Consider the following 25,832-nt stretch of genomic DNA (forward strand, 5'->3'; position numbering starts at 1 on the left):
TGGCTGAGCAAACGCTCAGTCGGTCGCCGATTGTTCCAGACGGCCTTCCGGGCGGGCCGGGCGGCGGTCGCCCGGGTCGCTCCCCGGTGCGTCCCCGAGGGCGTGCTCCAGCCGGACCACGACGGACTTGCTGGCGGGTGTGTTGCTGGTGTCGGCCGTGGCGTCCAGCGGCACCAGTACGTTGGTCTCCGGGTAGTAGGCCGCGGCGCAGCCCCGGGCCGTCGGGTAGTGGACGACGCGGAAGCCGGGCGCCCGCCGCTCCACGCCGTCCCGCCACTCGCTCACCAGGTCGACGTACGACCCGTCGGCGGCCCCCAGGGCGCGCGCGTCCTCGGGGTTCACCAGCACCACGCGGCGGCCGCCCGTGATGCCCCGGTAGCGGTCGTCCAGGCCGTAGATCGTGGTGTTGTACTGGTCGTGCGAGCGCAGCGTCTGCAACAGCAGCCGCCCGGCGGGGAGTTCCGGGTACTCCACGGGGGCCGCGGTGAAGTTCGCCTTGCCGGTCGCGGTCGGGAAGCGGCGCTCGTCGCGCGGCGCGTGCGGCAGGGCGAAGCCGCCGGGGCGGGCCACCCGCGCGTTGAAGTCCTCGAAGCCGGGGATCACGCGCGCGATGCGGTCGCGGATCGTCGCGTAGTCCTTCTCGAACTCCTCCCAGGGCACCCTGCTGTCCGCGCCGAGCACCCGGCGCGCCAGCCGGCACACGATCGCCGGTTCGGACAGCAGGTGTCGGCTCGCCGGCTCCAGGCGGCCGCGCGAGGCGTGCACCATGCCCATGGAGTCCTCGACGGTGACGAACTGCTCGCCGCCGTCCCGCACATCGCGCTCGGTGCGGCCCAGGGTCGGCAGGATCAGGGCACGCGCGCCCGTGACCACGTGCGAGCGGTTCAGCTTGGTCGACACGTGCACGGTCAGCCGCGCGCGCCGCATGGCCGCCTCGGTGACCTCCGTGTCGGGGGAGGCGGAGACGAAGTTGCCGCCCATGGCGAAGAACACCTTCGCCTCGCCGTCGCGCAACGCGCGGATGGCCCGCACCACGTCGAAGCCGTGCTCGCGCGGAGGCGCGAACCCGAACTCCTTCTCCAGCGCGTCCAGGAAGGCCGGGGCGGGCCGTTCGAAGATGCCCATCGTGCGGTCGCCCTGCACGTTGGAGTGGCCGCGCACCGGGCACACGCCCGCGCCGGGACGGCCGATGTCGCCGCGCAGCAGGAGGAAGTTGACGACCTCGCGGATGGTCGGCACGGAGTGCTTGTGCTGGGTGAGGCCCATGGCCCAGCAGACGATGGTCCGCCGCGAAGCGAGGACCATGCCGAGGGCCCGCTCGATCTCCGCGCGCGTGAGGCCGGTGGCCGCGAGGGTCCCGTCCCAGTCGGCGGCGCGGGCGGTCTCGGCGAACTCCTCGTACCCGTGCGTGTGTTCCCGCACGAACTCCTCGTCGACGGCGCCCTCGGTGTCGAGGATCAGCTTGTTGAGGAGGCGGAACAGGGCCTGGTCGCCGCCGATGCGGATCTGCAGGAACAGATCGGTGAGCGCGGCGCCCTTCAGCATGCCCTGCGGGGTCTGCGGGTTCTTGAACCGTTCCAGGCCGGCCTCGGGCAGCGGGTTGACGCTGATGATCCGTGCGCCGTTCGCCTTGGCCTTCTCCAGCGCGGAGAGCATGCGCGGGTGGTTCGTCCCGGGGTTCTGCCCGGCCACGATGATCAGGTCGGCCTGGTGGAGGTCCTCCAGCAGAACGCTGCCCTTGCCGATGCCGATCGTCTCGGACAGGGCCGAGCCGGACGACTCGTGGCACATGTTGGAGCAGTCCGGCAGGTTGTTGGTGCCCAGCTCGCGTGCGAAGAGCTGGTAGAGGAACGCGGCCTCGTTGCTGGTGCGGCCGGAGGTGTAGAAGACGGCCTCGTCGGGGGAGGCGAGGGCGGAGATCTCCTCGGCGATGATGTCGAAGGCGCGTTCCCAGCCGACCGGCTCGTAGTGCGTGCCGTCCTCGGCGAGATACATGGGGTGGGTGAGCCGGCCCTGCTGGCCCAGCCAGTACCCGCTGCGCCCGGCGAGATCGGCGACCGGGTGCGCGGCGAAGAACTCCGGGGTGACCCGGCGCAGGGTGGCCTCCTCGGCCACCGCCTTGGCGCCGTTCTCGCAGAACTCCGCCTTGTGCCGGTGGTCCGGCTCCGGCCAGGCGCAGCCCGGGCAGTCGAAGCCGTCCTTCTGGTTCACGCGCAGCAGGGTCAGCGCGGTGCGCCGCACGCCCATCTGCTGCTGGGCGATGCGCAGGGTGTGGCCGATGGCCGGCAGGCCCGCCGCCGCGTGTTTGGGCTCCGCGACCTGCGGCGCGTCCTGGACCGGATCACCCTTGGGCGGCTTCGTCGCCATCGCCCGCTCCCCTTCGACTGCCTGTGAGACGTACGCCGCCGATCCTCCCACGGGGCACCGACAGGCGGCCGGGGCGGGCGTTCCAGGTGCGTGCCGGCCGCCCGCGACGGCGGTGCGGGCCCGCTCCGGCGTCCGCCGCGGAGCGGGCCGGTCCCGGCTGTCAGTGGGGCGTGGCAGGATCGGGGGCGTGGCAGAGACAGCATCGAAGAAGACCGACAGCAACCCCGGCGGCCGTCCCCGGCTGATGCTCATGGACGGGCACTCGCTGGCCTACCGCGCGTTCTTCGCGCTGCCCGCGGAGAACTTCACCACCGCGACGGGCCAGCCGACGAACGCGATCTACGGTTTCGCGTCGATGCTGGCCAACACCCTGCGTGACGAGGCGCCCACGCACTTCGCGGTGGCCTTCGACGTCTCCCGCAAGACCTGGCGCTCCGAGCGGTTCACCGAGTACAAGGCCAACCGTTCCAAGACCCCCGACGAGTTCAAGGGGCAGGTCGAGCTGATCGGCGAGCTGCTCGACGCCATGCACGCGCACCGCTTCGCCGTCGAGGGCTTCGAGGCGGACGACGTCATCGCCACCCTCGCCACCCAGGCCGAGGCCGAGGGCTTCGAGGTGCTGATCGTCACCGGCGACCGCGACTCCTTCCAGCTCGTCACCGAGCACACGACCGTGCTGTACCCGACGAAGGGCGTCTCGGAGCTGACCCGGTTCACCCCGGAGAAGGTGGTCGAGAAGTACGGCTTGACGCCCGCCCAGTACCCGGACTTCGCCGCCCTGCGCGGCGACCCCTCCGACAACCTCCCCGGCATCCCCGGCGTCGGCGAGAAGACCGCCGCGAAGTGGATCAACCAGTTCGGCTCGTTCGCGGAGCTGGTCGAGCGCGCCGAGGAGGTCAAGGGCAAGGCGGGCCAGAACCTGCGCGACCACCTGGAGTCGGTCAAGCTCAACCGGCTGCTCACCGAGCTGGAGCGCCAGGTCGAGCTGCCGAAGGCGGTCACCGACCTGGAGCGGGCGCCCTACGACCGCAAGACCGTCGCGATGGTCCTGGACACCCTGGAGATCCGCAACCCGTCGCTGCGCGAGCGGCTCTTCGCCGTCGACCCGGGCGCCGAGGAGGCCGAGGCCACTCCGGTCGTGGTGGACGGCGTGGAACTGGACGGCACCGTCCTGCGTACCGGCGAGCTGGCCGGCTGGCTCGCCGGGCACGGCACCGGGACCCTCGGCGTCGCCACGGTCGGCACGTGGGCGCTGGGCACCGGTTCGGTCGCCGAGGTCGCCCTCGCCGCGGCCGGGGGAGCGGCCGCCTGGTTCGACCCGGCCGAGCTGGACGAGGCCGACGAGCGCGCCTTCGCCGGCTGGCTCGCCGACGCCGGCCGCCCGAAGGTGTTCCACAACGCCAAGGGCGCCATGCGCGTCCTCAGCGAGCACGGCTGGCGCGTCGAGGGCGTCGTGATGGACACCGCGCTCGCGGCGTACCTGGTCAAGCCGGGCCGCCGCTCCTTCGACCTGGACGCGCTGTCCCTGGAGTACCTGCACCGCGAGCTGGCCCCCGCCGCCGCGGCAGACGGCCAGCTCGCGTTCGGCACGGACGAGGGCGCCGAGGCGGAGGCCCTGATGATCCAGGCCCGCGCCGTCCTCGACCTGGGAGAGGCCTTCGAGGGCCGTCTCGAGGAGGTCGGCGCCGCCGACCTGCTGCGGGACGTGGAGCTGCCCACCTCCACCCTGCTGGCCCGCATGGAGCGCGACGGCATCGCGGCCGACCGCGCCCATCTCGAGGCGATGGAGCAGACGTTCGCGGGCGCCGTGCAGCAGGCCGTGAAGGAGGCCCACGCCGCCGCCGGCCGCGAGTTCAACCTCGGCTCCCCCAAGCAGCTCCAGGAAGTCCTCTTCGGCGAGCTGGCCCTGCCCAGGACGAAGAAGACCAAGACCGGCTACACCACCGACGCCGACGCCCTGGCCTGGCTCGCCACCCAGACCGACAACGAACTGCCGGTGATCATGCTCCGGCACCGCGAGCAGGCGAAGCTGCGCGTCACCGTCGAGGGCCTGATCAAGACCATCGCCGCCGACGGCCGCATCCACACCACGTTCAACCAGACGGTGGCCGCGACCGGCCGGCTGTCGTCCACGGACCCGAACCTGCAGAACATCCCGGTCCGCACCGACGAGGGCCGGGCGATCCGCCGCGGCTTCGTGGTCGGCGAGGGCTTCGAGTCCCTGATGACCGCCGACTACAGCCAGATCGAGCTGCGCGTGATGGCCCACCTCTCCGAGGACGCGGGCCTGATCGAGGCGTTCACCACGGGCGAGGACCTGCACACCACCGTCGCCTCCCAGGTCTTCTCCGTCGGGCGGGACGCCGTGGACGCGGAGATGCGCCGCAAGATCAAGGCCATGTCGTACGGCCTGGCCTACGGACTGTCCGCCTTCGGCCTCTCCCAGCAGCTGAACATCGAGGCGGCCGAGGCCCGCGGCCTGATGGACACCTACTTCGAGCGGTTCGGCGGCGTCCGCGAATATCTGCGCCGGGTCGTCGACGAAGCACGGGCCACGGGCTACACGGCCACGCTCTTCGGACGCCGCCGTTACCTCCCCGACCTCAACAGCGACAACCGCCAGCGCCGCGAGGCGGCCGAACGCATGGCCCTCAACGCCCCCATCCAGGGCACGGCGGCCGACATCGTCAAGATCGCCATGCTCAACGTCCACCAGGCCCTGCGCGAGGCGGACCTGAAGTCCCGCCTGCTCCTGCAGGTGCACGACGAAATCGTGCTGGAGATCGCCCCCGGCGAGCGTGCGGCCACGGAAGAGATCGTCCGCCGCGAGATGGCCGGCGCCGTCCGGCTGCGGGCCCCGCTCGACGTCTCGGTGGGCGTGGGCCGCGACTGGGAGTCGGCGGCGCACTGACGCCCGACCGGCGTCCTCCGCGAGCAAGAGGGACCCCGGCCCCGGCCGCGCCCAGCGGCCCCGGTGCCCGCACGGGGACGCGGTGACACACGCACCGCGTCCCTCCCCGGGCACCGCACCGGCGCCGGCACCCCTGACCGGCGGAACCCCGGCGGGGTCCTTCACTCACGTGGACCCCGCCAGAACGCACCCCTATGCCCGCAGCCGCAACACTGCGGGCATGGGTATACGCATGCTCCACCGCCGGACGCCCGAGGTACGAGGCGGCACCCGGGCCGAGGCAGGCAGCGCCTCGGGCCCGGCCACGGCCGCCGCGCCGGTCCCGGCCCTCGCGGCCGGCGCAAGCACCGCCCGCATCCCCGTCGACCGGGCCGCGGCCGCCCGCAGAGCCGCGGCCGGCCTGCTGCGCCGGCCGGGCGCCCGTCTCCGCCGCACCGCCGACCGGCGCGCCTGGGCGGACCTCGCCCGCGCCTACCTGGCGCTCCTGCTCACCGCGATCCCCCAAGCCCGGCCCAGACGCACCCTCACCGTCTTCGTGGCCGCCCTCACCGAGCCGCCGACCGGTCCCGGCCCGCACCGGCCACCCCGCCAGGACCGTCCGGAACCCGGATCGGACGCCACAGCCTGACCCCGGCCGCGTACAGCAGCACTCCGAGCAGCAGCCCGGCACCGACCCCGAAGCACAGGGTCGGCACCAGATCCAGCGGCCGCACGGACGCACCCGGGTACGCCCACCACCGCGCCGCCCGCTGCGCCGCCCCCGCCAGGGCACAGCCCCCGACCACGGCCGTCGCCCACCACCGGTCCCGTACGGACAGCGCGGGCACCCCCGCCGGCTCCCTGGCGGGCGCCCGCCGCAGCGCCCGCACCAGGAACACGGCGATCACCACGGCGGCCACCGCGGACGAGCCGTACTGCAGCCACGTGTACCGCGGCAGGCCGGCCACCACCCGGCCGAGCCCCGGGACCAGCCGCGACCCCCACCGGTCGTGGTGCGTGAACGCGTCCCACACGACGTGCGTCAGCGCGCCGAGCACCGCCGAGACGTACCACCACAGCACCCGGTGGGCCCGTACGCGCGCGCGTGGCGCACCGCAGCGCAGCAGAGCGGCCCCCGGCCCCTGGCGGGCCCGGGGGAGCAGCGCCACCAGCGGCTCCCGCACGAACAGCCACAGCCCCACCAGCGCCCAGGTGATCAGGACGTCCACGCCGGCCACCCCCGGCAGGGAGTGCGTGACCGTCCCGAACTCCATCGCGTCCCGCCGGACGCTCGCCGCGTAGTAGGTCACGTCGGGTGCGAAGGACCCCGCGACCAGCACCGAGGGCACCAGCCGGCCCCGGCCACCGCCGTCCCGGCGGATGGCGGGCAGTACGGCCGCCGCGTGGCTGAGTGTGAACGGCAACAGGGCCCCCTCGGGCGGTCGTCGGGCACGGATTCGCAACCGGTGATCACGTCCGGTCCAGTATGCGTCGGCGCCGTTCCGGGTCCCGCGGCCCGACAGTGTCGGCCAACCGGTGAAAAGCGGACGCGAACGGGTGCCCCCGGCAAACAAGTTGTCGTAGGGTCACCTGGGTTGCCGTGCCGGGCGGCACGGTCGCACACCCGTCGCACGGACGAAAAGACGGAACAGGGGCAACCAGAGCACCGGGTCAACCGTCACACCAGAGCGAGGCAGACAGACGGAGACGGACGCGGCACGCGTCCACGGGAGGGGTTCACTCTATGGCGGCGCATTTCGGCAGGCGGCTGCGCAAGGGAGCGGCGACAACCGCCGTGGCCGCGGCGGCGGTCGCGGCACTGTCCGCGTCCCAGGCTCCGGGAGCGGCCGGCGACGACCACGGCAGACCGGCCTCGGCCGGCGCCAGCAGCCCCGCACCCGATGCCGCCCACGACGGCGACGCGACCGGCAACTCGCCGTACTACACGGACCTTCCGCCGCTGAAGAGCCCCAACCCCAGCCCCTCGTCGACCGTCGGTGACCCCGTCGCCCGAGGAGAGGCGGAGGCCGGCGTCCCCGCGACCGTCCTCGACGCCTACAAGAAGGCCGAGGCCGAGCTGCGCTCGTCCAAGCCCGGCTGCAACCTGCCCTGGCAACTCCTGGCCGCCATCGGCAAGGTGGAGTCCGGTCAGGCCCGCGGCGGCCGCGTCGACGCCGATGGCACGACGCTCGGCCGGATCCTCGGCCCCCAGCTCGACGGCAACGGCTTCGCACTCATCAAGGACACCGACCACGGCGAGTACGACGGCAACAGCCACTACGACCAGGCCATCGGCCCGATGCAGTTCATCCCCTCCACCTGGGCCTGGGCCGGCCGCGACGGCAACGCCGACGGCAAGGCGGACCCGAACAACGTCTACGACGCCGCGCTCGCCGCGGGCCACTACCTGTGCCGCAACGACTGGGACATGTCCACCGAGCCCGGCCTGCACAGCGCGATCCTCAGCTACAACAACTCGCAGGACTACCTGAACCTGGTCCTGAACTGGCTGCAGTACTACCGCGAGGGCGCCCACTCCGTGCCCGACGGCACCGGCGGCGTGCCCAGCCACCGCAGCGACGACGGCACCCCGCGCACCCACACCCCGGCACCGTCCGACCCGCCGGGGACGAAGCCCGGCCAGAAGCCGGACCCGAAGCCCGACCCGAAGCCGCACCAGCCGGGCGGCGGCAGCGAGAGCCCCGACCCACAGCCGCCGAAGCCGCCGGTCCCGCCGAAGCAGCCCACCCCGTCCGACACCGTGGACCACCTCGAGGACGCGGGCACCGCGCAGCTCACCGCGATGGCCGGTGACACGTTCGGACAGCGGATCGGCACCCGCGCCGAGACCAGGGCGGGAACGGCCGTCGCCAAGGTCAGGGTCCGGTTCACCATCACCGGCAACACCGACGCCACCTTCGCCGGCGGCGAGACCGTCGCCACCGTCGCCACCGACGCCAAGGGAGTGGCGCTCGCACCGGCCCTCCAGGCGGGCGAGAAGACCGGCGACTTCAAGATCACCACCGCTGTCGTCGGCCACCAGGTCAAGAGCGTCGGCTACACCGCCACCGTCACCGCCCGCGCCGCCGACACCCTCACCCGCACCGGCGACACCGCGATGACCTGCACCCCGGGCGGCGAGTTCGCCGAGCAGATCCAGGTGAAGGCGACGTACAAGGGCGCCGCCGCGGACCGGGTCGCGGCCACCGCCACCCTGATCAAGGCCGCCGACGACGCCACCGAGAACGACAAGGGCCCCTACTTCAAGGACGCCGACGGCAAGACCGTCCGCACCCTCACCGGCCTCAAGACCGACGCCGAGGGCCGGCTCACGCTGCCCAAGCTGTACGCGGACGACACCACCGGCACCTTCCTGCTCCGGGTCACCACCCCCGGCGGCGGCACCGTCACCGTCGAGCTGAAGGTCGCCGCGGCGGACGCCTCGGCGAGCCCCTCGCCGAGCCCGTCCGCCACCTCCTGACGGCACGCACGACACGGCCGGCACGGCCGGCAGAAGACGGCGAGGGCGCCCCTCCGCTACGGCGGACGGGCGCCCTCGGCGCACCACCGGTCAGCGCCTGAGCCGCGCGTTGGTGTGCCGGGTGGGCTCCGCGGCAGCCGGGTCCTCGGGCCACGGATGCTTCGGATAGCGTCCGCGCAACTCGGCGCGCACGCCCCGGTAGCCGTCCCGCCAGAACGAGGCGAGGTCGGCCGTGACGGCGGCGGGCCGCCCGGCCGGCGAGAGCAGGTGCACCAGCAGCGGCACCCCCGCCACGGCCGGCGTCTCACGCAGCCCGAACATCTCCTGCAGCTTCACGGCGAGAACCGGCCGCTCCGGATCCCGGTAGTCGATCCGGATCCTGGACCCGCTCGGCACGGTGATCCGCTCCGGCGCCAGCTCGTCCAGCCTGGCCGCCTCCCCGCTCGCCCACGGCAGCAGCCGCGCCAGCGCCTGCCCGGCGTCGATCCGCCCGAGGTCCGCCCGCCGCCGCGCCCGGCTCAGCTCCGGCTCCAGCCACTCGTCCACGCGCGCGTGCAGCGCCTCGTCCGACACCTCCGGCCAGGGCCCACCGGCATGCGCCCGCAGGAACGCCAGCCGCTGCCGCAGCGCCTCCGCGTCCGACGACCAGCGCAGCAGACCCAGCCCCTCCTCCCGCAACCCTTCGAGCAGGGCCGCACGCACGAGCGCGGGATCGGCATCCTTCAGCGGTCGCACGGCCAGCTCCACGGCCCCCAGCCGTTCGACATGCCGGGCCACGACATCCCCGCCGGCCCAGTGCACCTCGTCCCGCTCCTCGAGGAGCGCGCCGGCGGCGGCCCGGGCCACCTCCTCGGAGACGGCCGCGCCGAGCCGCACGCGCGCGTGCCCCCTCCCGGCGGCCCGGTCGGCGACGGCGACGACGATCCACGGCGCACCACCCAGCGCCGACCCGTCACCCAGCTCGGCCCGGGTTCCGGAGGCCATGAGATACGAACCGCCGTCGAGCCTCGCGACCCGCTCCGGGAACGCCAGCGCGACGGTCCGCCCGACCAGCCCGTCCGCCCCGAGCCCCGAGCCCGAAGCGGCCCCGGCACCCGTCCGCGCCCCGTGATCACCGGCGGCCGGCGGTGAGGAACCGGCCGGCGGGGAGGAATCCGCCGAGACGGCCCGCAGCCGCCGCACCTCCGCGGCCCACCGCCCCGCGTACGCGTCACCGCCACGCCGGGCACGCCGCAGGGCCCCGCCGAGATCGTCCCCGTACTCCCGCGGCACCTCCTCGGAGAGCAGGGCAACGGCCTCCGCGCCCCTGCCCGCGGTGTCCAGCAGGGCCCGCCCCAGCCGCGGATGCACCCCCAGCCGGCCCAGCCGCACCCCGAGCCCGGTGGCCCGCCCGGCCGGATCCACCGCGCCCACGGCCGTCAGCACCTCCCGCGCCGCCGCCATCGCGCCACCCGGCGGCGGATCCAGCAACGCCAGCCCCGAGGCGTCGGGATCACCCCAGCAGGCCGCCTGCAGAGCGAACGCCGTCAGGTCGGCCACCTTGATCTCCGGCGCCGGGAAAGCCGTCAGCCGGCCGTCCTCCGCCTCCGTCCAGCACCGGTACACCACACCCGGCGCCTCACGCCCGGCCCGCCCCGCCCGCTGCCGCCCGGCGGCACGCGACGCCCGCACCGTCACCAGCCCGCTCAGCCCGCGCGCGTGATCCACGCGCGGCTCCCGCGCCAGCCCCGAATCCACCACCACCCGCACTCCGGGCACCGTCAGCGACGACTCCGCCACCGACGTCGCCAGCACCACCCGGCGCCGCTCCCCGGGCACCAGCACCGCGTCCTGGACAGCGGCCGGCGCCCGGCCGTGCACCTGGAGCACGTCCACCGCACCCAGGTCCCCCAGCTGCCCGGCCACGCGCGCGATCTCGCCCACCCCGGGCAGGAAGCACAGCACGTCCCCCTCCCGCTCGGCCAGCGCCCGCCGCACCACCGAGGCCACATGGGCGAGCAGCGCCGGATCCACCCGCATCCCGTGCGGCGGCCGCACCGGACGCGCCGCAGGCGCCCACACGACCTCGACCGGATGCGCGACGCCCGCCGCCTCGACCACCGGCGCCCCGCCCAGCAGCCGCGCCCACCCCTGGGCGTCCGTGGTCGCCGACGCGGCCACAAGACGCAGCTCCGGACGCAACGCCTGCCGCACGTCCCACAGGAACGCGGCCACGGTGTCGGCGTCCAGATGCCGCTCATGGCACTCGTCGAGCACCACCACGTCGACGCCCGCCAGCTCCTGGTCCCGCTGCAGCCGCTGCAGCAGCACACCCGTGGTCACGACCTCCACGCGCGTGTGCCGTCCCACGGCCCGCTCGCCGCGCACGGTGTAGCCGACGCTGTCGCCGGTCCGCTCGCCGAGCAGCCACGCCATGCGCCGGGCCGCCGCCCGTGCCGCGATCCGCCGCGGCTCGGCCACCACGACACGCCGCGCGGGCCCGTCACCGACCAGCCCCGCCAGCACGAGCGGCACCAGCGTCGTCTTACCGGTGCCGGGCGGCGCCACCAGGACGGCCGTGCCGTCCGCGTCCAGGGCGTCGGTCAGAGCGGGCAGGGCGGCCCGCACGGGCAGCACGTCCAGGGCGTCGTAACGGATCACGCCCCCAGTGTCGTACGGCGGCGGGAACGCCCTCCACGCGCGTGCGTGCACGGACGACGCCCTCCCGTGCGCGTACGGGTACGCACGCGCACGGAGACAACGGAGACGAACGCCGTCCTCAGTCCCGCTCGCACACGAAGATCGCCGTGCCCGGGATCAGGTTCCCGCGCAACGGGGACCAGCCTCCCCACTCCGAGGTGTTCCACGCCGGCCACTCCGGCTCCACCAGGTCCACCAGGCGCAGACCCGAGGCCACGACGTCCCGGACCCGGTCCCCGAGCGTCCTGTGGTGCTCGACGTACACCGCCCGGCCGTCCTCGTCCTGCTCCACATAGGGCGTGCGGTCGAAGTAGGAGGCGGACACCGACAGCCCCTCCGGGCCGGGCTCGTCCGGGAAGGCCCAGCGGATCGGGTGCGTCACCGAGAAGACGAACCGGCCGCCCGGCCGCAGCACCCGGCGCACCTCGCGCAGCACCAGCCGCGGATCGGCGACGAACGGCAGCGCCCCGTACGCGGAGCACGCCAGATCGAAGGAGCCGTCCGCGAACGGCAGCGCGCCGGCGTCGGCGCAGACGAGCGGAATCGATCCGCCGATCCGCAGCGAGTGCTGGAGCTGGCGGTGCGAGAGGTCCAGGGCCACCGGCCGGGCGCCCTGGGCGGCCAGCCAGCGCGAGCACTGGGCGGCGCCCGCGCCGATCTCCAGGACCGCCTTGTCCTTCAGCTCCTCCGGCGGGCCCAGCAGCTCCGCCTCCACCTCGTCCAGGCCCTCCGGACCCCACACGAAGCGGTCGTCGCCGAGGAACGTCCCGTGCTCGCTCTGGTACTCGTCCGCGTTGCGGTCCCACCAGCCCCGGTTGGCCCTGCTGCTCTCCGCGACCCCGGCGTCACGCCGGGTGGCTTCCGCCTCGAACCCATCGGGATCGAGCTGTTCCGGCTCTTGGATGATCGGCTCCCTCGTCGTACTCTTCCGTCCAACCCGCCGGGCGCGACACGGGGGACACGAAGGCCCGTGTGGCCTCGCGGGACGTTTCCTGCGCCGGTTATGCGGCGATCCGCCCCGGGTGGGCGCCTTCGCGCATTGACCATGCCCGGCTGCCCCCGTATGCTACAAGTTGCGCTGCGGGCCTGCGCACCTCAGACGTAGCAGGCTGCGCTCGCATCTGTTGTATGTCCCCTCGGTTGTCGAGGCGCCATCACCAGTTATTGGTGAGGCGCTTCCTTGGCTGTCCGGCTTCTTCAGAGCGATACGGGCTCCCGGCGTAGCAGTACCTACGACTTCAATGTCCGTACCGGAGCCCTTTCCCACATGACGAGCAGCACCGAGACCACCGCCACCACCCCGCAGGTTGCGGTCAACGACATCGGTAACGAGGAAGCCTTCCTCGCCGCGATCGACGAGACGATCAAGTACTTCAACGACGGCGACATCGTCGACGGCGTCATCGTGAAGGTCGACCGGGACGAGGTCCTGCTCGACATCGGTTACAAGACCGAAGGTGTCATCCCGAGCCGCGAGCTCTCGATCAAGCACGACGTCGACCCCAACGAGGTCGTCGCCGTCGGTGACGAGATCGAAGCCCTTGTTCTCCAGAAGGAGGACAAGGAAGGCCGCCTGATCCTCTCGAAGAAGCGCGCCCAGTACGAGCGTGCCTGGGGCACCATCGAGAAGATCAAGGAAGAGGACGGCATCGTCACCGGTACCGTCATCGAGGTCGTCAAGGGTGGACTCATCCTCGACATCGGCCTCCGTGGCTTCCTGCCGGCCTCCCTCGTCGAGATGCGCCGCGTCCGCGACCTCCAGCCGTACGTCGGCAAGGAGCTCGAGGCGAAGATCATCGAGCTGGACAAGAACCGCAACAACGTGGTCCTGTCCCGCCGTGCCTGGCTCGAGCAGACCCAGTCCGAGGTCCGCCAGACGTTCCTCACGACCCTGCAGAAGGGTCAGGTCCGCTCCGGCGTGGTCTCCTCGATCGTCAACTTCGGTGCCTTCGTGGACCTGGGTGGCGTCGACGGTCTGGTCCACGTTTCCGAGCTGTCCTGGAAGCACATCGACCACCCGTCCGAGGTCGTCGAGGTCGGCCAGGAGGTCACCGTCGAGGTCCTCGACGTCGACATGGACCGCGAGCGCGTCTCCCTGTCGCTGAAGGCGACCCAGGAAGACCCGTGGCAGCAGTTCGCCCGCACCCACCAGATCGGCCAGGTCGTGCCCGGCAAGGTCACGAAGCTGGTGCCGTTCGGTGCGTTCGTCCGCGTGGACGAGGGCATCGAGGGTCTGGTCCACATCTCCGAGCTGGCCGAGCGCCACGTGGAGATCCCGGAGCAGGTCGTCCAGGTCAACGACGAGATCTTCGTCAAGGTCATCGACATCGACCTCGAGCGTCGCCGCATCAGCCTCTCGCTGAAGCAGGCCAACGAGGCCTTCGGTGCCGACCCGGCCTCGGTCGAGTTCGACCCGACCCTGTACGGCATGGCCGCGTCCTACGACGACCAGGGCAACTACATCTACCCCGAGGGCTTCGACCCCGAGACCAACGACTGGCTCGAGGGCTACGAGAAGCAGCGCGAGGAGTGGGAGCGCCAGTACGCCGAGGCGCAGTCCCGCTTCGAGCAGCACCAGCAGCAGGTCATCAAGTCCCGCGAGGCCGACGCTGCCGCTGCCGCCGAGGGTGGCGAGGCTGCCGCTCCGGCCGCGTCGGGTGGCGGTGGTTCGTACTCCTCCGAGGGTGCGGACACCTCCGGTGCCCTGGCCTCGGACGAGGCCCTGGCCGCGCTGCGTGAGAAGCTGGCCGGAGGCCAGAGCTGATCGCCAGCCGCTGGGCTTAGCCGATAACCGCTGAGGGGCCGCACCTTTCGAGGTGCGGTCTCTCAGCGTTTTCCGGGCGCGTCGGACGTTTTTCCCACCACGGGGCCGTCGTGGGCGGGTTTCCCACCGCGGGCTCGACGTGGCCGTTCGCGCAGTTCCCCGCGCCCCTCGGAGGCGGTCGGCTGACGGGGCGTCAAGGGTGACGGACCTGAGATGCCTGATCAGCGCTGTGACTCGGGAATGCCCACGCTCCAGGGCGCGTTGTCGATGGGGAACACGAGGAGGAGCGGTCACAGTGCTTGATCCGCAGGGTTTGTACGCATGGGAGCCGAAGGGCCTCGCCGTGGTCGACATGGCGCTCGCCCAGGAGTCGGCCGGACTTGTCATGCTCTACCACTTCGACGGATACATCGACGCGGGTGAGACCGGCGACCAGATCGTCGACCGGCTCCTCGACTCTCTGCCCCACCAGCTCGTGGCACGCTTCGACCACGACCGGCTCGTGGACTACCGGGCCCGCCGGCCGCTGCTGACCTTCACCCGGGACCGCTGGTCCGACTACGAGGTACCGGCCATCGAGGTCCACCTCGTCCAGGACGCCACCGGCGCCCCCTTCCTGCTGCTGGCCGGTCCCGAACCGGACATCGAATGGGAACGGTTCGCGGCAGCCGTACGCCAGATCGTGGAACGGCTCGGAGTCCGGCTGTCCGTGAACTTCCACGGCATCCCCATGGGCGTCCCGCACACCCGCCCCGTGGGCCTCACCCCCCACGGCAACCGCACCGACCTGGTCCCCGGACACCGCAGCCCCTTCGAGGAGGCCCAGGTGCCCGGCAGCGCCGAAGCGCTGGTGGAGTACCGCCTGATGGAAGTCGGCCACGACGTCCTCGGTGTCGCCGCGCACGTCCCGCACTACATCGCCCGCTCCCCGTACCCGGACGCGGCGCTGACCGTCCTGGAGGCCGTCACGGCCGCCACGGGCCTGGTGCTGCCGGGCGTCGCGCACGCACTGCGCACTGAGGCCCACCGCACGCAGACGGAGATCGACCGGCAGATCCAGGAGGGCGACGAGGAACTGACGGCGCTCGTCCAAGGACTCGAGCACCAGTACGACGCGGCCGCGGGCGCCGAGTCCCGGGGCAACATGCTCGCCGAACCGGTGGACATCCCCTCCGCCGACGAGATCGGGCGCGAGTTCGAACGCTTCCTGGCGGAGCGCGAGGGCGAGAACTGAAGCCGCCGCCCCGCCGCGCGGCCCATACCGCCGAGCGGCCCCGCCAGTGGCAGGGCCTAAGCTTCCGCTCATGCTGAAAGTGGGCCTGACCGGCGGGATCGGCGCCGGCAAGAGCGAGGTGTCGCGGCTGCTCGTGGAGCACGGGGCGGTACTGATCGACGCCGACCGCATCGCGCGCGAGGCCGTGGCACCCGGAACACCCGGACTCGCGGCCGTGGTGGACGCCTTCGGCGCGGACGTCCTCGCCGCCGACGGCAGCCTGGACCGGCCCCGGCTCGGCTCCATCGTCTTCGCCGACCCCGAGAAGCTGGCCGTCCTCAACACGATCGTGCACCCCCTCGTCGGCACCCGCTCCCGAGAGCTGGAGGCGGCCGCGGCCGAGGACGCCGTGGTCGTCCACGACGTCCCGCTGCTCACCGAGAACGGGCTGGCACCCCTGTACGACCTGGTGATCGTCGTCGACACGAGCCCCGCCACCCAGCTCGACCGCCTGGTACGGCTGCGCGGCATGACCGAGGACGACGCACGCGCCCGCATGGCAGCGCAGGCGACCCGCGAACAGCGCCGGGAGATCGCCGACGTCGTGATCGACAACGACGTGCCGCTGGACGCGCTGAGAAAGCGTGTGACGGAGGTCTGGGACGACCTAGTGCGCCGGGCACGCGGGCCCCGGACGGCATCCGCGGACGGCGGGCCGAAGCCGGGCGGCGCGGAATAGCGGACCACGCCGGCGCGTTGAACCGCTCCAGCAAGGGAAGGACTCTGCCGTGCCCGAGACCAGTGGTTCGACCGGACGTACTCCGGAGACGCATGTCATCGACTTCCGCGCGGCCGAACAACTGCTCAACGCGCGGGACCCGCGGGGCGCGGTGAAACTACTCGACGGCGTCGTCGCCGCACACCCGGAGAACACCGCGGCCCGGCTGCTGCGCGCGCGTGCCTTCTTCGCGGCCGCGCAACTGCGGCCCGCCGAGCTGGAGTTCACCATCGTGCTGGAGCGGGAACCGGACAACGCCTTCGCGCACTTCGCGCTCGCCCGCACCTACGAACGCCAGGGCCGCCCCGACCAGGCGAAACGTCATTTCCGGCTGGCCGCCGCACTCGACCCCAACCCCGAGTACCTCAAGGCCGCCCGTTTCGACTTCTGACCCCGGCCGAACCGGGTGGCTCCCGTCACGGGTGGCGGGTCCGCGGCGGCCCGGGATACCGCGGGCCGCTCTCCGGCGGCCGGTACGGAGGGACGTCCGGCCCCGGCTGATAGTGCGGGCCCTGCCGCAGATGTCTGAGGATCACGGCCATGTCCACCGTGGCCACCAGCCACAGCACCCCACAGGCGGCCGCCCAGCCAGGACGCCCGACCAGCGAGAACGCCGCCGTACCGAAGACCGCCCAGACGATTCCCCACAGGCTCAGCCAGAACCGCGCCCGCAGCGCACTGCGCGCGGTCACCGGCTCACTGCCCGTACGCATCCGGATCACCACTCCTGACTGCAACGTACTCTTCCGAGAGGACGCAACCAAGGGGGTCACCGCTTGCTGCCCGACGCCGACGAACTCGCCGAGGAACTGCTCGACCTGGCGGTACCCCACGAGGACATCAACGACCTCGTACGCATGGGCCGCCGCGTCCGCGACGACCCGGAACTGCGGCAGTCGCTCGAGAACGCCGTCGCGGATCTGGTGCGCGACATGGGAGCGATCCACGGCGGCGCCGACCTGCCGGACCTCGACTGGCCACCGGGCGCGCTGCAACGCTGCTTCCCCGTCTACGTCCTCGTCGCGGCGTTGCCGTACGTCCGCCGCCACCACCGGGAACGCGGCATCCCGGCCGACATCACCCGGCGCACCCTCGCCGACCTCGGCCGGAACATGACCACCCACCGCGGACGTCACGGCCTGGCCGGCCTCCAGGCACCGCGCTGGCTCACCCTGCACTTCCGCGGCGAGCTGTACCAGCTGGGACGCCTGCAGTTCCAGCGGGCCCCGCTCGGGCAGCGCACCGGCGCGGCACTCGCGGCGGCCGGGCTGGCCGCGACCCCGCAAACGCCCTGCCTGAACCTCCACATACCCGACTTCGCCGGCCCGCTGTCACCAGCCGCCTGCGACCGCTCACTGGCACTGGCCGACGCGTTCTTCGCCCGCCACTACCCCGAGGAGAAGCACCCGGCCGCCGTCTGCCACTCCTGGCTGCTCGACCCCCAGCTGAAGCGGTACCTGCCCGCGCACTCCAACATCGTCCGCTTCCAGGAACGCTTCCGCACCGCCCACGAGGACACCGAACCGGCCGACACCGAACCCGTCCGGTTCGTCTTCGGCGACCCGGACCTGCCATTCGCCGACCTGCCACGGCGCACCTCCGTCGAACGGGCCGTCGGCGACCACCTGAGGTCCGGAGGCCACTGGTACGTCGGACACGGATGGTTCCCGTTCCCCAGTACCTGACTCGAACGAGTGAACCGTCGCCCCCCGGGAACGCCCGCTCCCGCCCCACCCGTTGTCCGGGCATGACGGTCGAAATGCGTGAGGGATACGAGGGAACAGGACCCGGTGCGATCACCCCGGACGGCTGCGCGGTCGAGCTCTACACACGGCTCCCGGTCGGCGGCGAACCGGACGTCATCGCGAGCGCCGTGCCCGGCGGGGCACACATCCTCGAACTGGGCAGCGGAGTGGGCCGGGTGACCCACGCCCTGCTCGAACGGGGCTTCACGGTCACGGCGGTGGACGAGTCCGCCGAGATGCTCGCCCGTGTCCGCGGGGCACGCACGATATGCGGACCGATCGAAAAGCTGGACCTGGGCGAGAAGTTCGACGTGGTGATGCTCGCGTCGTTCCTCGTGCACACCGGTGACATCGAGGTGCGCCGGGGCCTGCTGCGCACCTGTGCCCGGCATGTGGCGAAGGGCGGCTGCGTGCTCATCCAGCGCGAGGGCGAGGAGTACCACTCCGACGTACCGAGAGAGCGGGTCGACCCGAGCGGCTTCACCGTGCGGATCGCGTCGGACGAACCGGTCGGCGACGGAGTGCGCTCGGTGCGCGCCGAGTACGTGTTCCCGGACGCGGTCTGGACGCAGACGTTCCTGAGCCGGCCCCTGACCCAGGAGCAGTTCGAGCAGGCGCTGGCGGAGGCGGGACTGGCGGTGGACACCTATCTGACCCCGGACCGGATATGGGTGAGGGCGATACCGGTGGCGTAGGACCGCTGAGTTCCCGGGGCGGGACCGGTCTACCTCTGTGACAGCAATCGGGACCGCTTCGCGCAGGAGACCACCATGTCCGAGACCGCCACCCCCGTCACCTCCGGTGCCTCCCCGACCGCCCGCGGTCGCCTCGCCCGGGTCGCCCTGCGCTCGGTGCAGGTGCTGCTGGCCCTGTTCTACGGGATCGCGAGCGCGCTGCCCAAGCTGATCGCCCACCCGTCGGCCGTCGAGTCCTTCGACAAGATGGGCTGGGGCAGCGCGGGCATGTACGCCATCGGAGCGCTCGAACTGGCGGGAGCCGTCGCGCTGTTGGTGCCGGTCCTGCAGTCGGTGGCGGCGATGGCGTTGAGCGCGCTGATGGTGGGCGCGTTCATCGTCCAGCTCACCGTCTTCGACGGTCAGTACGCGGCGACCCCGCTGATCCTGATCGTGCCGCTCGCGCTGATCGCCTGGACCCGGCGTGCCCGCAACAGGGACCTGCTGGCACTGCTGAGGGGTGCGGGACGCCGGGCGTGACCGGAGCGGGACACGGCCGGTGACGTCGGCGGAAGGCCGGGGCGGCGCGTGCCCTGCGAGGCGATGTGCGTGACGCGGGCCGGCCTGTGGCGGCGGACCGAACACGAACGGGGGAGGGGAGGGGGTGGGGGGAGGGCCCCGGGGGAGACGAACTCACCGTCCCCGTGAGCGCCCGCCCGAGCCCCCGGCCCCGCCTGCCCTGCCGCGCCCACCGGTGCCTTGCGCTCGTCCCGGACCACCGGGTCCACCAGCACCGCCGGATCCACCCGGGCCACCAGGCCCACCCAACCCGCCTGGTGCACCGGGCCCGCCGAGTCCGCCCAGGCCACGCAGCCGTTCCAGCTCGCGGCGGTCCCGCTTGGTGGGGCGGCCGGTGCCACGGTCGCGTAGGCCGGCCGGGGCCACGGCCTCGCGGGGCGGCGGAGGCGGGGAGTTGTCGATGTAGCACTGGACGGCCACCGGGGCGCCGACGCGTTTGCGGATCAGCCGCTTGACGATCACGACGCGTTCCCGGCCCTCGTGCCGCAGGCGCACCTCGTCGCCGACGCGTACGGAGTAGGCGGGCTTCACCCGCTCACCGTTGACGTGCACGTGCCCGCCACGGCAGGCGGTGGCGCCCAGGGAGCGGGTCTTGATCAGACGGACGGCCCAGATCCAGCTGTCGATCCGTACGGTCTCACCCTTCCCCGGACCGGCCGCCTCGGCTGCGGCCACCGCGGCGGCGACCTTGGGATCGAGCGGCTGGGAGTCCGCGGCCCCGGAGCCCTCGGCATCCCGGACGGGGGCCGGTTCGCCCGGCCCGCCGCTGTCACGGTGCACGATCTCGTCCGCATCCTCGGAAGCCATGCCCCGACCCTAACTCCCCGGGCAGGGTGAGCCGGGCGGGTTTTTTCCGCTGCGGCTCGCACCACGTACGTGCCTCCCTCCTCCCGCCAGGCACGGTACGCAGGTTCCCAGAGCGGCCGTCCAGTTGCCCGCGTTCCGCCGCCGCGGTTCAGGTGAACAGGACGGGCATACGGTGGCGGCATGGACGACAGCAGCGATCTGACCCGGCTCGACCGGCGCGTCGCGGAGTGCCGGGCCTGCCCGAGGCTGGTCGAGTGGCGTGAGGAGGTGGCCCGGACCAAGCGGGCCGCGTTCGCCGACTGGACGTACTGGGGGCGGCCGGTGCCCGGCTTCGGCCCGGCCGACGCCCGGCTCGTGATCATCGGACTGGCCCCGGCGGCACACGGGGGCAACCGCACCGGGCGTATGTTCACCGGTGACCGCTCCGGCGACGTGCTGTACCAGGCGCTGTACGACGTGGGCCTCGCCTCGCAGCCCACCTCCGTGCGAGCCGGGGACGGCCTGGAGCTGTACGGAGTCCGCGTCACCGCACCCGTGCACTGCGCCCCGCCCGCCAACAAGCCCACCCCCGCCGAGCGCGACACCTGCCGCCCCTGGCTGCTCCAGGAACTGCGGTTGCTGCGGCCGACGCTCAGGGCCGCCGTCGTGCTCGGCGCCTTCGGCTGGCAGGCCGCGCTGCCCGCGTTCGCCGAGGCGGGCTGGCCCGTACCCCGGCCGCGCCCCGCTTTCGCGCACGGCACCCGGGTCGCCCTGGGCGGCCTGGACGTCTTCGGCTGCTTCCACGTCAGCCAGCGCAACACCTTCACCGGCCGGCTCACCGCCGAGATGCTGCGCGAAGTGCTGCGCACGGCCGCGGACACGGCAGGGCTGCCGTAAGCGCTCCTCCCGGCCGGCTCCCGGCCGTGCGTCACGCGTCCGCGACAAGGTCCTCGACGGGCCGTCGGCGGCCAGGTCTCAGGGCCGCCACACGTATCGCACGTCCGGTTCCCGTTCCTCGTTGCCGCTGCCGTCCGTGTGCTCGACGGCGACGAATCCGTGCCGTTCGTAGAAGCGGTGCGCGGGCTTGTTGACCTGGAAGGTCCACAGTGTCAGCCCCTGCGGACCGCGCTCCTTGGCGAGGGCGACGAACCGGTCCCCGATACCGCGCCCCCGCCTCCCGGGATCCAGGTAGAGCTGGGACAGAAGAGCGCCGTTCAGGACCATCACGCCGACTATCCCGCTCCCTCCCGCTGTCTCCTCGGCGACCCAGGTCTCCCGCAGCGGTACCACCACGTCGCGGAAGTAGCCCCGTACGTCGTCGTCGGTGCGGGGCCGGACGACCGTGGGCAGGGCGGCGGCGAAGGACCGCAGCCAGACGTCGGCGGCCGCACCCGCGTCCGCCGCCACCGCCCGCCGCAGCACGATCCCGTCCCCGGACGTCATCGGCCCGCTCCCGCTTCCGGCACCACGGCCGTCGCCGTGATCTCCACCAGCTGCCCGGTGTAACCGAGGCAGGCGACACCGAGCAGCGTCGACGAGTGCGGTCCACGGCTCAGCCCCGAGGCCTCCACGACCTCCCACACCGCGGACAGCACGGAGGGCTCGCCGCTGACGACGTACACCTCCGTCTGCAGCACGTCCTCCAGGCCGCTGCCTACAGCGTGCAGCTGTTCCGTCAGGTTGGCGATCACCTGCTCGGCCTGCCGCACCGGATCGCCGGGACCGACCACCTCGCCCTTCTCGTCGAGCGGCACGGCCCCCGCCAGGAAGGCGAGCCTGGTGCCGGCCTCGACGACGGAGGCATGAGAGTAGGTGGGCGGCGGGAAGAGCGCGGGGGAGGTCACTCGCCGGATCATGGCGGCTCCTGGGGTGGTGGGCGGACAACCTCCCGATCATCCGAGAGCCACCCGGCCCCGCGCACCCGAATTTCCGCCACGAAGGCCGTGGCACGGCGAGCGATGTCCTCTTCGACAGCGCCCCACCGGCAAACGGGTCGCCCCGCACCCGGCCCCCGTCCTACGCTCCCCGAATCCGCCAGGCCCTCCACGCTCCCCGAACCGCCCGCGTCCGCCCCCGCCTTATGCCCCCAGCCCTTCTTCTCCTGCCCCCTGCCCCTCTCCTTCTGCCCCTGCCTTCGTCTCCTGCTCCGTAGCTCTCGTCGGCCGACGCACGGCCGGATTGCGTTCATAATGAAACCGCCTGATCCGGGCAGGTTTCACCTCTCCGAAACGACCTCTCCCCAGGCGTTCGGGGCACAGCCTCTATCCTGGGAACCGCACCTCACCGCCCGGCCACTGTCGTCCGAAGGCCCAACCCGCCCTCGTATGGACAGGAGCCCCGTGTCGCGCCCCGCCGCACTGTCACTGCCGCCCTGGCTCGCGCACGCCCTGCGCACTCAGCGCGGGCCCGTCCCGTGGAGCGCGCTGACCCGGGGCGCGCTCGCCGCCGGGCCGCTGCTGCTCGCCGGAATGCTCGCCGGCCGGACTCCGCTGGGCGTTCTCGCCGCCATCGCCGCGATGCTCGCCGGCATCAACGACCGGCCCGGCAGCAGGCGGGCCTCGGTGAAGCGGCTCGGGGTGCCCGCGCTGGCCGGGACCCTCGGGCTGCTCGTGGGCACGTATGCCGGACAGCAACTGTCCGCGGTGCCGCTGACCCTGCTCCTCACCGTGCTCGGACTGGCCGCCGGCGGCGTCAGCGCCGTCGGGCCCGTCGCCTCCGCCGCGGGCACGCAACTGCTCGTCACCGCCGCCGTCGGCGCCGGGACACCGGCGGCCGGGAACGGCTGGCAGCAGGGGCTGGCCTTCCTCGCCGGAGCGGGCTGGCTGCTTCTGCTGCGCCTCGCCCTGCCCACGCCGGGCTCGCTCGCCGGTGACTTCCGGTTCGACGGTGAGCGGACGGCGGTCGCCGATGTGTACGACGCCATCGCCGCGCTGCTCGACGCCACGGGCAGCGGGAGTGCCACGGCCCGGAGGGCCGCGCTCACCGCCGCCCTCGACCATGCCCAGGACGCCCTCGCCGGACCCCGGCTGCGCCGTCGCGCCAGTTCCGCCGCCGAGCGCCGGCTGCACGCCCAGTTCACCGCCGCGCTGCCCCTCGCCGAGGCCGTCACCGCCCTGGCCTGGGCGGGCGAGCCGGTCTCCGCCCGGGCGGGCGAAGGACCCCGGCGGCTCGCCGCCGCCGTCCGCGGCAACACCGGCACCGGACCGCTGCCCGCCCCCAGTCGGTCGGCGCCCGCTCTGCGCGCCCTCGACGACGCCCTGTTGCGTGCCGCCGAGGCCTTCGACCGGGCCGGGGATGCCGAGCACCGGCCGCCCACCCGGCGGCGGGGCGTCAGGGACGCCGTCCGGGCCGCGCTCGGCACCGGCGGCCGGGAGTACGGACTGCGTGTCGCCGTCTGCTTCGGGGCGAGCGCGGCCGTCGCCCAGGCGCTGCACGACGCCCGCTGGTACGGGCAGCACCAGCACTGGTACTGGCTGCCCGCCACGACCGTCTTCCTGGTCAAGCCCGACCTCGGGCCGCTCGCCTCCCGGGTGCTGGGCCGAGCCGCCGGGACCGTGCTGGGTGCCCTCGTGTTCGCCGGGTTCGCCGCCGTGCTGCCCCGGCCGGAGGGGCTGGTCGTCCTGGTGACGGTGTGCGGGGCGCTCGTCCCCCTCTCCACCCGGAACTTCGCCGCGCTGACCGCCGTCATCACCCCCCTGGTCCTCGCCCTGGTCATGATCGGCGGCGAGCCGCAGGCATCGCTGAGCCGCATCGGCGAGACCCTGCTGGCCTGCGCGATCGTGCTGATCGTCGGGCATCTGCCGATGCCCGGTGAGCGGGGCGGCGGGGTACGGGCCCGGCTCGACACCGCCGGGAGCGCCGCGCACGCCTATCTGGTGCACGTCCTGAGCGAGTCCGGCGACCGCGCCGAACGGTGGGCGCTGCGCCGCGAGGCCTACCGCGCCCTCGCCGAGGCCCGTACCGCGATCGCGGTCTCCGCCGCCGAGCTGCCCGCCCTGGCCCGGCACACCGAGGGCACGGACAACGTCGCCGTCGTCCTGGAACGCCTCGTGGACACCACCACGGCCTGCGCGGTGCACCTCGACGAAACCGGGGGGCTCACCCCTCGGCACACCGGGCTGCTGCGGGACCTGCTCGACGAGCTGGAGCGGCGCGAGGCGTGGGCCGCGCCTCCCGCCGCCGCATAGCCCCCGGCCGCGGGCAGGCGAGGACCTCCCGGCCAGCCATCCGCGGAAAAGAATCTTCCCGGGCTCCGATGAGTTCCGCATCCGCCGACGGTCACCACCCGGAACCGACTTGATACAGGCCGTAGGACAGGAGGGCCCATGTCGCTTCCGGAGATCGTCTCGCGCGAGCGGTGGCGCGCGGTACGGGAGGCGTTGCTGCTCAAGGAGGAGGCCGTCCGCAGAGCGCGGGAGGTGCTGAGCGCCGAGCGGCGGCGGCTGCCGATGGTGGAGGTCGACCCGGAGTACGTGTTCGAGGGCGGCGACGGCAAGGCCACCCTCCTCGACCTCTTCGAGGGCCGGACCCAACTTGTCGTCCACCATTTCATGTTCGCCCCGGAGTGGCAGGCCGGCTGCCCCTGCTGCGCGGCCTTCCTCGACCAGGTCGGCCATCTCGCCCATCTGCACGCACGCGACACCTCGTTCGCGGCCGTCTCCCGGGCACCCTTCACCCGGATCCTGCCGTTCAAGGCGCGGATGGGCTGGGCGGTGCCCTGGTACTCCTCCTGTCACAACGAGTTCAACCGCGACTTCGAGGCGACCGTGGAGCGGGCCGGGGAACCGGTCGAACGGCCGGGGCTGAGCTGCTTCCTGCGGGACCGGGACCGGGTCTTCCACACCTACTCGGTCCACGACGACGGCCTGGACACGCTGGGCACCACCGCGGGCCTGCTCGACCTGACCGCCCTCGGCCGCAACCCGCTGGGCAGCGACCGGCTCCGGTACCACGACGAGTACGCGGACTGACCCATGGACCCGGGACGCGACCGGCACGACGACCGACGCGACGCGAGGGACTGACGCGGAAAGCGCCGAACCCGTCGCCGAACGTACGGTTCGTGTCGCAAGGTGAACGGATCCTCACGATCCGCGCTGAACGGGTGTCAACATGGTCTCAGTCGGGTCACTGAGCGAGGCGTTCGCCCTCCTCGGAGCGTTAACTCCTACGAGTACAACGCTTTCTGGAGGTGCGAGATGGTGAACGGGCGAACCGTGCTCGAACGCTTTTCCGCAGGTGGCCCGCGGGGATCGTGGCCCGCGGAGGAGTTCGCGCACGCGCGGCGTCTCGAAGGCCTGCCCGCCGAGGTCGTAATGGACCTGGCGACGGACACGTTCCTGGTGATCGTGCGGGGCGGCGACGGCGCCGAGTGAGGCCCCTCAGGCCGGCTTCGGGGCCGGTACCTCCGCCGTGAACTGCTCGGCCTGCGGTGCGTACAGCTCCGGGTGGACACCGCCCCCGGTCAGCGGTTCCTCCGGGGTGCCGGACTCCACCAACCGTCCGTGTTCCAGTACGTGCACCAGGTCGGCGTGGCGGACCGAGGCCGGCCGGTGGTGATCAGCACGACGGTCTCACCGCTGCCCGCCAGGCGTAGGAATGCCTGTTCCCCCATGTCGTATCGCAGCGGCCCGCCGAACAGCATCCGCTCCCACGCCGAGACCTCAGGACCGGCCGCCGCACGCCTCATCCGCACCAGGAACCTCCCCCGGGGTCACCATGAACCGCTCCCGGCTCACCGCGAACCTCCGCCGGGCTCACCGAGCGGCCCGCCTGGGCCATGGCCGGACGGTCACGGCCATTGTCGCGGCCGGGATCGGCGGTGGGGCAGAGCGCGAGCGGGGGTGCCGGGGGGTCTGCGGGGAGCACGGGCGGGG

The 25,832-nt window shown here is 73.0% G+C and carries 22 protein-coding genes and 1 pseudogene; 14 read left to right on the forward strand and 9 right to left on the reverse strand.

The window, feature by feature from the left end:
- Positions 1–15: 15 nt before the first annotated feature.
- Entirely contained in the window at positions 16–2,367 is a 2,352-nt protein-coding gene (locus tag ACFVVO_RS21560) for an FdhF/YdeP family oxidoreductase (protein WP_390057085.1), read from the reverse strand.
- A 187-nt stretch (positions 2,368–2,554) separates the two neighbouring features.
- Between ACFVVO_RS21560 and polA the strand changes: the two genes are divergently transcribed.
- Together polA and ACFVVO_RS21570 are read left to right on the forward strand one after the other, a co-directional pair.
- Complete coding sequence (gene polA, locus ACFVVO_RS21565; protein WP_390057087.1) at positions 2,555–5,278, forward strand: DNA polymerase I; 2,724 nt, start codon at positions 2,555–2,557, stop codon at positions 5,276–5,278.
- 220 nt (positions 5,279–5,498) lie between these two features.
- Entirely contained in the window at positions 5,499–5,906 is a 408-nt protein-coding gene (locus ACFVVO_RS21570) for a hypothetical protein (RefSeq protein WP_390057089.1), read from the forward strand.
- Here the strand turns inward: ACFVVO_RS21570 and ACFVVO_RS21575 are convergent.
- Positions 5,824–6,681: a DUF4184 family protein gene (locus ACFVVO_RS21575; protein ID WP_390057091.1), complete on the reverse strand. Its 858-nt coding sequence runs from the start codon at positions 6,679–6,681 to the stop codon at positions 5,824–5,826. The genes ACFVVO_RS21570 and ACFVVO_RS21575 overlap by 83 nt on opposite strands.
- 320 nt (positions 6,682–7,001) lie before the next feature.
- Between ACFVVO_RS21575 and ACFVVO_RS21580 the strand changes: the two genes are divergently transcribed.
- A complete protein-coding gene (locus ACFVVO_RS21580) occupies positions 7,002–8,738 on the forward strand; it encodes a lytic transglycosylase domain-containing protein (protein ID WP_390057093.1) in 1,737 nt (578 codons plus the stop codon).
- A 90-nt stretch (positions 8,739–8,828) separates the two neighbouring features.
- On the opposite strand, the gene hrpB is transcribed toward ACFVVO_RS21580, so the two are convergent.
- Positions 8,829–11,378 (reverse strand): ATP-dependent helicase HrpB, encoded by a 2,550-nt coding sequence (gene hrpB / locus ACFVVO_RS21585; protein ID WP_390057095.1) that lies wholly within the window; start codon positions 11,376–11,378, stop codon positions 8,829–8,831.
- A 118-nt stretch (positions 11,379–11,496) separates the two neighbouring features.
- Positions 11,497–12,324: a class I SAM-dependent methyltransferase gene (locus ACFVVO_RS21590; RefSeq protein ID WP_390057404.1), complete on the reverse strand. Its 828-nt coding sequence runs from the start codon at positions 12,322–12,324 to the stop codon at positions 11,497–11,499.
- Positions 12,325–12,684: 360 nt separating this feature from the next.
- Here ACFVVO_RS21590 and rpsA point away from each other — a divergent pair, with 360 nt between their 5' ends.
- The 4 genes from rpsA (at position 12,685) to ACFVVO_RS21610 (ending at position 16,563) form a co-directional block, all read left to right on the forward strand.
- Positions 12,685–14,181, forward strand: coding sequence for a 30S ribosomal protein S1 (gene rpsA, locus ACFVVO_RS21595; RefSeq protein WP_390057096.1), 1,497 nt, complete (start codon positions 12,685–12,687; stop codon positions 14,179–14,181).
- Positions 14,182–14,476: 295 nt separating this feature from the next.
- Positions 14,477–15,415 carry a PAC2 family protein gene (locus tag ACFVVO_RS21600; protein WP_390057098.1) on the forward strand — a complete coding sequence of 313 codons (939 nt, stop codon included), beginning with the start codon at positions 14,477–14,479 and terminating at the stop codon, positions 15,413–15,415.
- 70 nt (positions 15,416–15,485) lie between these two features.
- A complete protein-coding gene (gene coaE / locus ACFVVO_RS21605) occupies positions 15,486–16,133 on the forward strand; it encodes a dephospho-CoA kinase (RefSeq protein ID WP_390057100.1) in 648 nt (215 codons plus the stop codon).
- Between the two features lie 49 nt (positions 16,134–16,182).
- Complete coding sequence (locus tag ACFVVO_RS21610) at positions 16,183–16,563, forward strand: tetratricopeptide repeat protein (RefSeq protein ID WP_390057102.1); 381 nt, start codon at positions 16,183–16,185, stop codon at positions 16,561–16,563.
- A 25-nt stretch (positions 16,564–16,588) separates the two neighbouring features.
- Here ACFVVO_RS21610 and ACFVVO_RS21615 read toward each other — a convergent pair whose 3' ends face one another.
- The gene (locus tag ACFVVO_RS21615; protein WP_390057103.1) at positions 16,589–16,885 is read right to left on the reverse strand and encodes a DUF6343 family protein; all 297 of its coding nucleotides are present in this window, start codon (positions 16,883–16,885) and stop codon (positions 16,589–16,591) included.
- A 63-nt stretch (positions 16,886–16,948) separates the two neighbouring features.
- On the opposite strand from ACFVVO_RS21615, the gene ACFVVO_RS21620 reads away from it, so the two are divergent.
- The 3 genes from ACFVVO_RS21620 to ACFVVO_RS21630 all read left to right on the forward strand — a co-directional run bounded on the left by ACFVVO_RS21620 (position 16,949) and on the right by ACFVVO_RS21630 (position 19,131).
- Positions 16,949–17,857: an acyltransferase domain-containing protein gene (locus ACFVVO_RS21620; RefSeq protein ID WP_390057105.1), complete on the forward strand. Its 909-nt coding sequence runs from the start codon at positions 16,949–16,951 to the stop codon at positions 17,855–17,857.
- 62 nt (positions 17,858–17,919) lie between these two features.
- A complete protein-coding gene (locus ACFVVO_RS21625) occupies positions 17,920–18,612 on the forward strand; it encodes a class I SAM-dependent methyltransferase (protein WP_390057107.1) in 693 nt (230 codons plus the stop codon).
- A gap of 75 nt (positions 18,613–18,687) precedes the next feature.
- On the forward strand, positions 18,688–19,131 hold the full coding sequence (locus ACFVVO_RS21630) for a DoxX family protein (RefSeq protein WP_390057108.1): 444 nt from the start codon (positions 18,688–18,690) through the stop codon (positions 19,129–19,131).
- Positions 19,132–19,284: 153 nt separating this feature from the next.
- Here the strand turns inward: ACFVVO_RS21630 and ACFVVO_RS21635 are convergent, their stop codons facing one another.
- Positions 19,285–19,977 carry an RNA-binding S4 domain-containing protein gene (locus ACFVVO_RS21635; protein WP_390057109.1) on the reverse strand — a complete coding sequence of 231 codons (693 nt, stop codon included), beginning with the start codon at positions 19,975–19,977 and terminating at the stop codon, positions 19,285–19,287.
- 180 nt (positions 19,978–20,157) lie between these two features.
- Here ACFVVO_RS21635 and ACFVVO_RS21640 point away from each other — a divergent pair, with 180 nt between their 5' ends.
- Positions 20,158–20,853 carry a uracil-DNA glycosylase gene (locus ACFVVO_RS21640; RefSeq protein ID WP_390057111.1) on the forward strand — a complete coding sequence of 232 codons (696 nt, stop codon included), beginning with the start codon at positions 20,158–20,160 and terminating at the stop codon, positions 20,851–20,853.
- Between the two features lie 78 nt (positions 20,854–20,931).
- On the opposite strand, the gene ACFVVO_RS21645 is transcribed toward ACFVVO_RS21640, so the two are convergent.
- Both ACFVVO_RS21645 and ACFVVO_RS21650 read right to left on the reverse strand, forming a co-directional pair.
- Positions 20,932–21,399 (reverse strand): GNAT family N-acetyltransferase, encoded by a 468-nt coding sequence (locus tag ACFVVO_RS21645; protein WP_390057112.1) that lies wholly within the window; start codon positions 21,397–21,399, stop codon positions 20,932–20,934.
- Positions 21,396–21,812 (reverse strand): RidA family protein, encoded by a 417-nt coding sequence (locus ACFVVO_RS21650; protein WP_390057114.1) that lies wholly within the window; start codon positions 21,810–21,812, stop codon positions 21,396–21,398. The genes ACFVVO_RS21645 and ACFVVO_RS21650 overlap by 4 nt, the downstream gene beginning before the upstream one ends.
- A gap of 483 nt (positions 21,813–22,295) precedes the next feature.
- Here ACFVVO_RS21650 and ACFVVO_RS21655 point away from each other — a divergent pair, with 483 nt between their 5' ends.
- The 3 genes from ACFVVO_RS21655 (at position 22,296) to ACFVVO_RS21665 (ending at position 25,331) form a co-directional block, all read left to right on the forward strand.
- Positions 22,296–24,143, forward strand: a complete 1,848-nt coding sequence (locus tag ACFVVO_RS21655) for an FUSC family protein (protein WP_390057116.1) — start codon at positions 22,296–22,298, stop codon at positions 24,141–24,143.
- 138 nt (positions 24,144–24,281) lie between these two features.
- Entirely contained in the window at positions 24,282–24,926 is a 645-nt protein-coding gene (locus ACFVVO_RS21660; RefSeq protein ID WP_390057118.1) for a DUF899 domain-containing protein, read from the forward strand.
- A gap of 228 nt (positions 24,927–25,154) precedes the next feature.
- Positions 25,155–25,331 (forward strand): hypothetical protein, encoded by a 177-nt coding sequence (locus ACFVVO_RS21665; protein WP_390057120.1) that lies wholly within the window; start codon positions 25,155–25,157, stop codon positions 25,329–25,331.
- A gap of 6 nt (positions 25,332–25,337) precedes the next feature.
- Here ACFVVO_RS21665 and ACFVVO_RS21670 read toward each other — a convergent pair.
- Positions 25,338–25,546: pseudogene (locus ACFVVO_RS21670) on the reverse strand (ABC transporter ATP-binding protein); the annotation flags it as partial.
- Positions 25,547–25,832 lie beyond the last annotated feature (286 nt).

The sequence above is a fragment of the Streptomyces sp. NPDC058145 genome (genome assembly GCF_042884245.1).
In the GTDB taxonomy this organism is placed as follows: domain Bacteria; phylum Actinomycetota; class Actinomycetes; order Streptomycetales; family Streptomycetaceae; genus Streptomyces.

Excerpts from the sequence above, each read along its gene's own strand:
- coaE (WP_390057100.1), top strand. The coding sequence starts at position 15,486 with ATGCTGAAAGTGGGCCTGACCGGCGGGATCGGCGCCGGCAAGAGCGAG.
- ACFVVO_RS21625 (WP_390057107.1), top strand. The coding sequence starts at position 17,920 with ATGACGGTCGAAATGCGTGAGGGATACGAGGGAACAGGACCCGGTGCG.
- rpsA (WP_390057096.1), top strand. The coding sequence starts at position 12,685 with ATGACGAGCAGCACCGAGACCACCGCCACCACCCCGCAGGTTGCGGTC.
- ACFVVO_RS21635 (WP_390057109.1), bottom strand. The coding sequence starts at position 19,977 with ATGGCTTCCGAGGATGCGGACGAGATCGTGCACCGTGACAGCGGCGGG.
- ACFVVO_RS21645 (WP_390057112.1), bottom strand. The coding sequence starts at position 21,399 with ATGACGTCCGGGGACGGGATCGTGCTGCGGCGGGCGGTGGCGGCGGAC.
- ACFVVO_RS21580 (WP_390057093.1), top strand. The coding sequence starts at position 7,002 with ATGGCGGCGCATTTCGGCAGGCGGCTGCGCAAGGGAGCGGCGACAACC.
- ACFVVO_RS21665 (WP_390057120.1), top strand. The coding sequence starts at position 25,155 with ATGGTGAACGGGCGAACCGTGCTCGAACGCTTTTCCGCAGGTGGCCCG.
- ACFVVO_RS21560 (WP_390057085.1), bottom strand. The coding sequence starts at position 2,367 with ATGGCGACGAAGCCGCCCAAGGGTGATCCGGTCCAGGACGCGCCGCAG.
- ACFVVO_RS21640 (WP_390057111.1), top strand. The coding sequence starts at position 20,158 with ATGGACGACAGCAGCGATCTGACCCGGCTCGACCGGCGCGTCGCGGAG.
- ACFVVO_RS21650 (WP_390057114.1), bottom strand. The coding sequence starts at position 21,812 with ATGATCCGGCGAGTGACCTCCCCCGCGCTCTTCCCGCCGCCCACCTAC.
- ACFVVO_RS21630 (WP_390057108.1), top strand. The coding sequence starts at position 18,688 with ATGTCCGAGACCGCCACCCCCGTCACCTCCGGTGCCTCCCCGACCGCC.
- ACFVVO_RS21660 (WP_390057118.1), top strand. The coding sequence starts at position 24,282 with ATGTCGCTTCCGGAGATCGTCTCGCGCGAGCGGTGGCGCGCGGTACGG.
- ACFVVO_RS21615 (WP_390057103.1), bottom strand. The coding sequence starts at position 16,885 with ATGCGTACGGGCAGTGAGCCGGTGACCGCGCGCAGTGCGCTGCGGGCG.
- ACFVVO_RS21570 (WP_390057089.1), top strand. The coding sequence starts at position 5,499 with ATGGGTATACGCATGCTCCACCGCCGGACGCCCGAGGTACGAGGCGGC.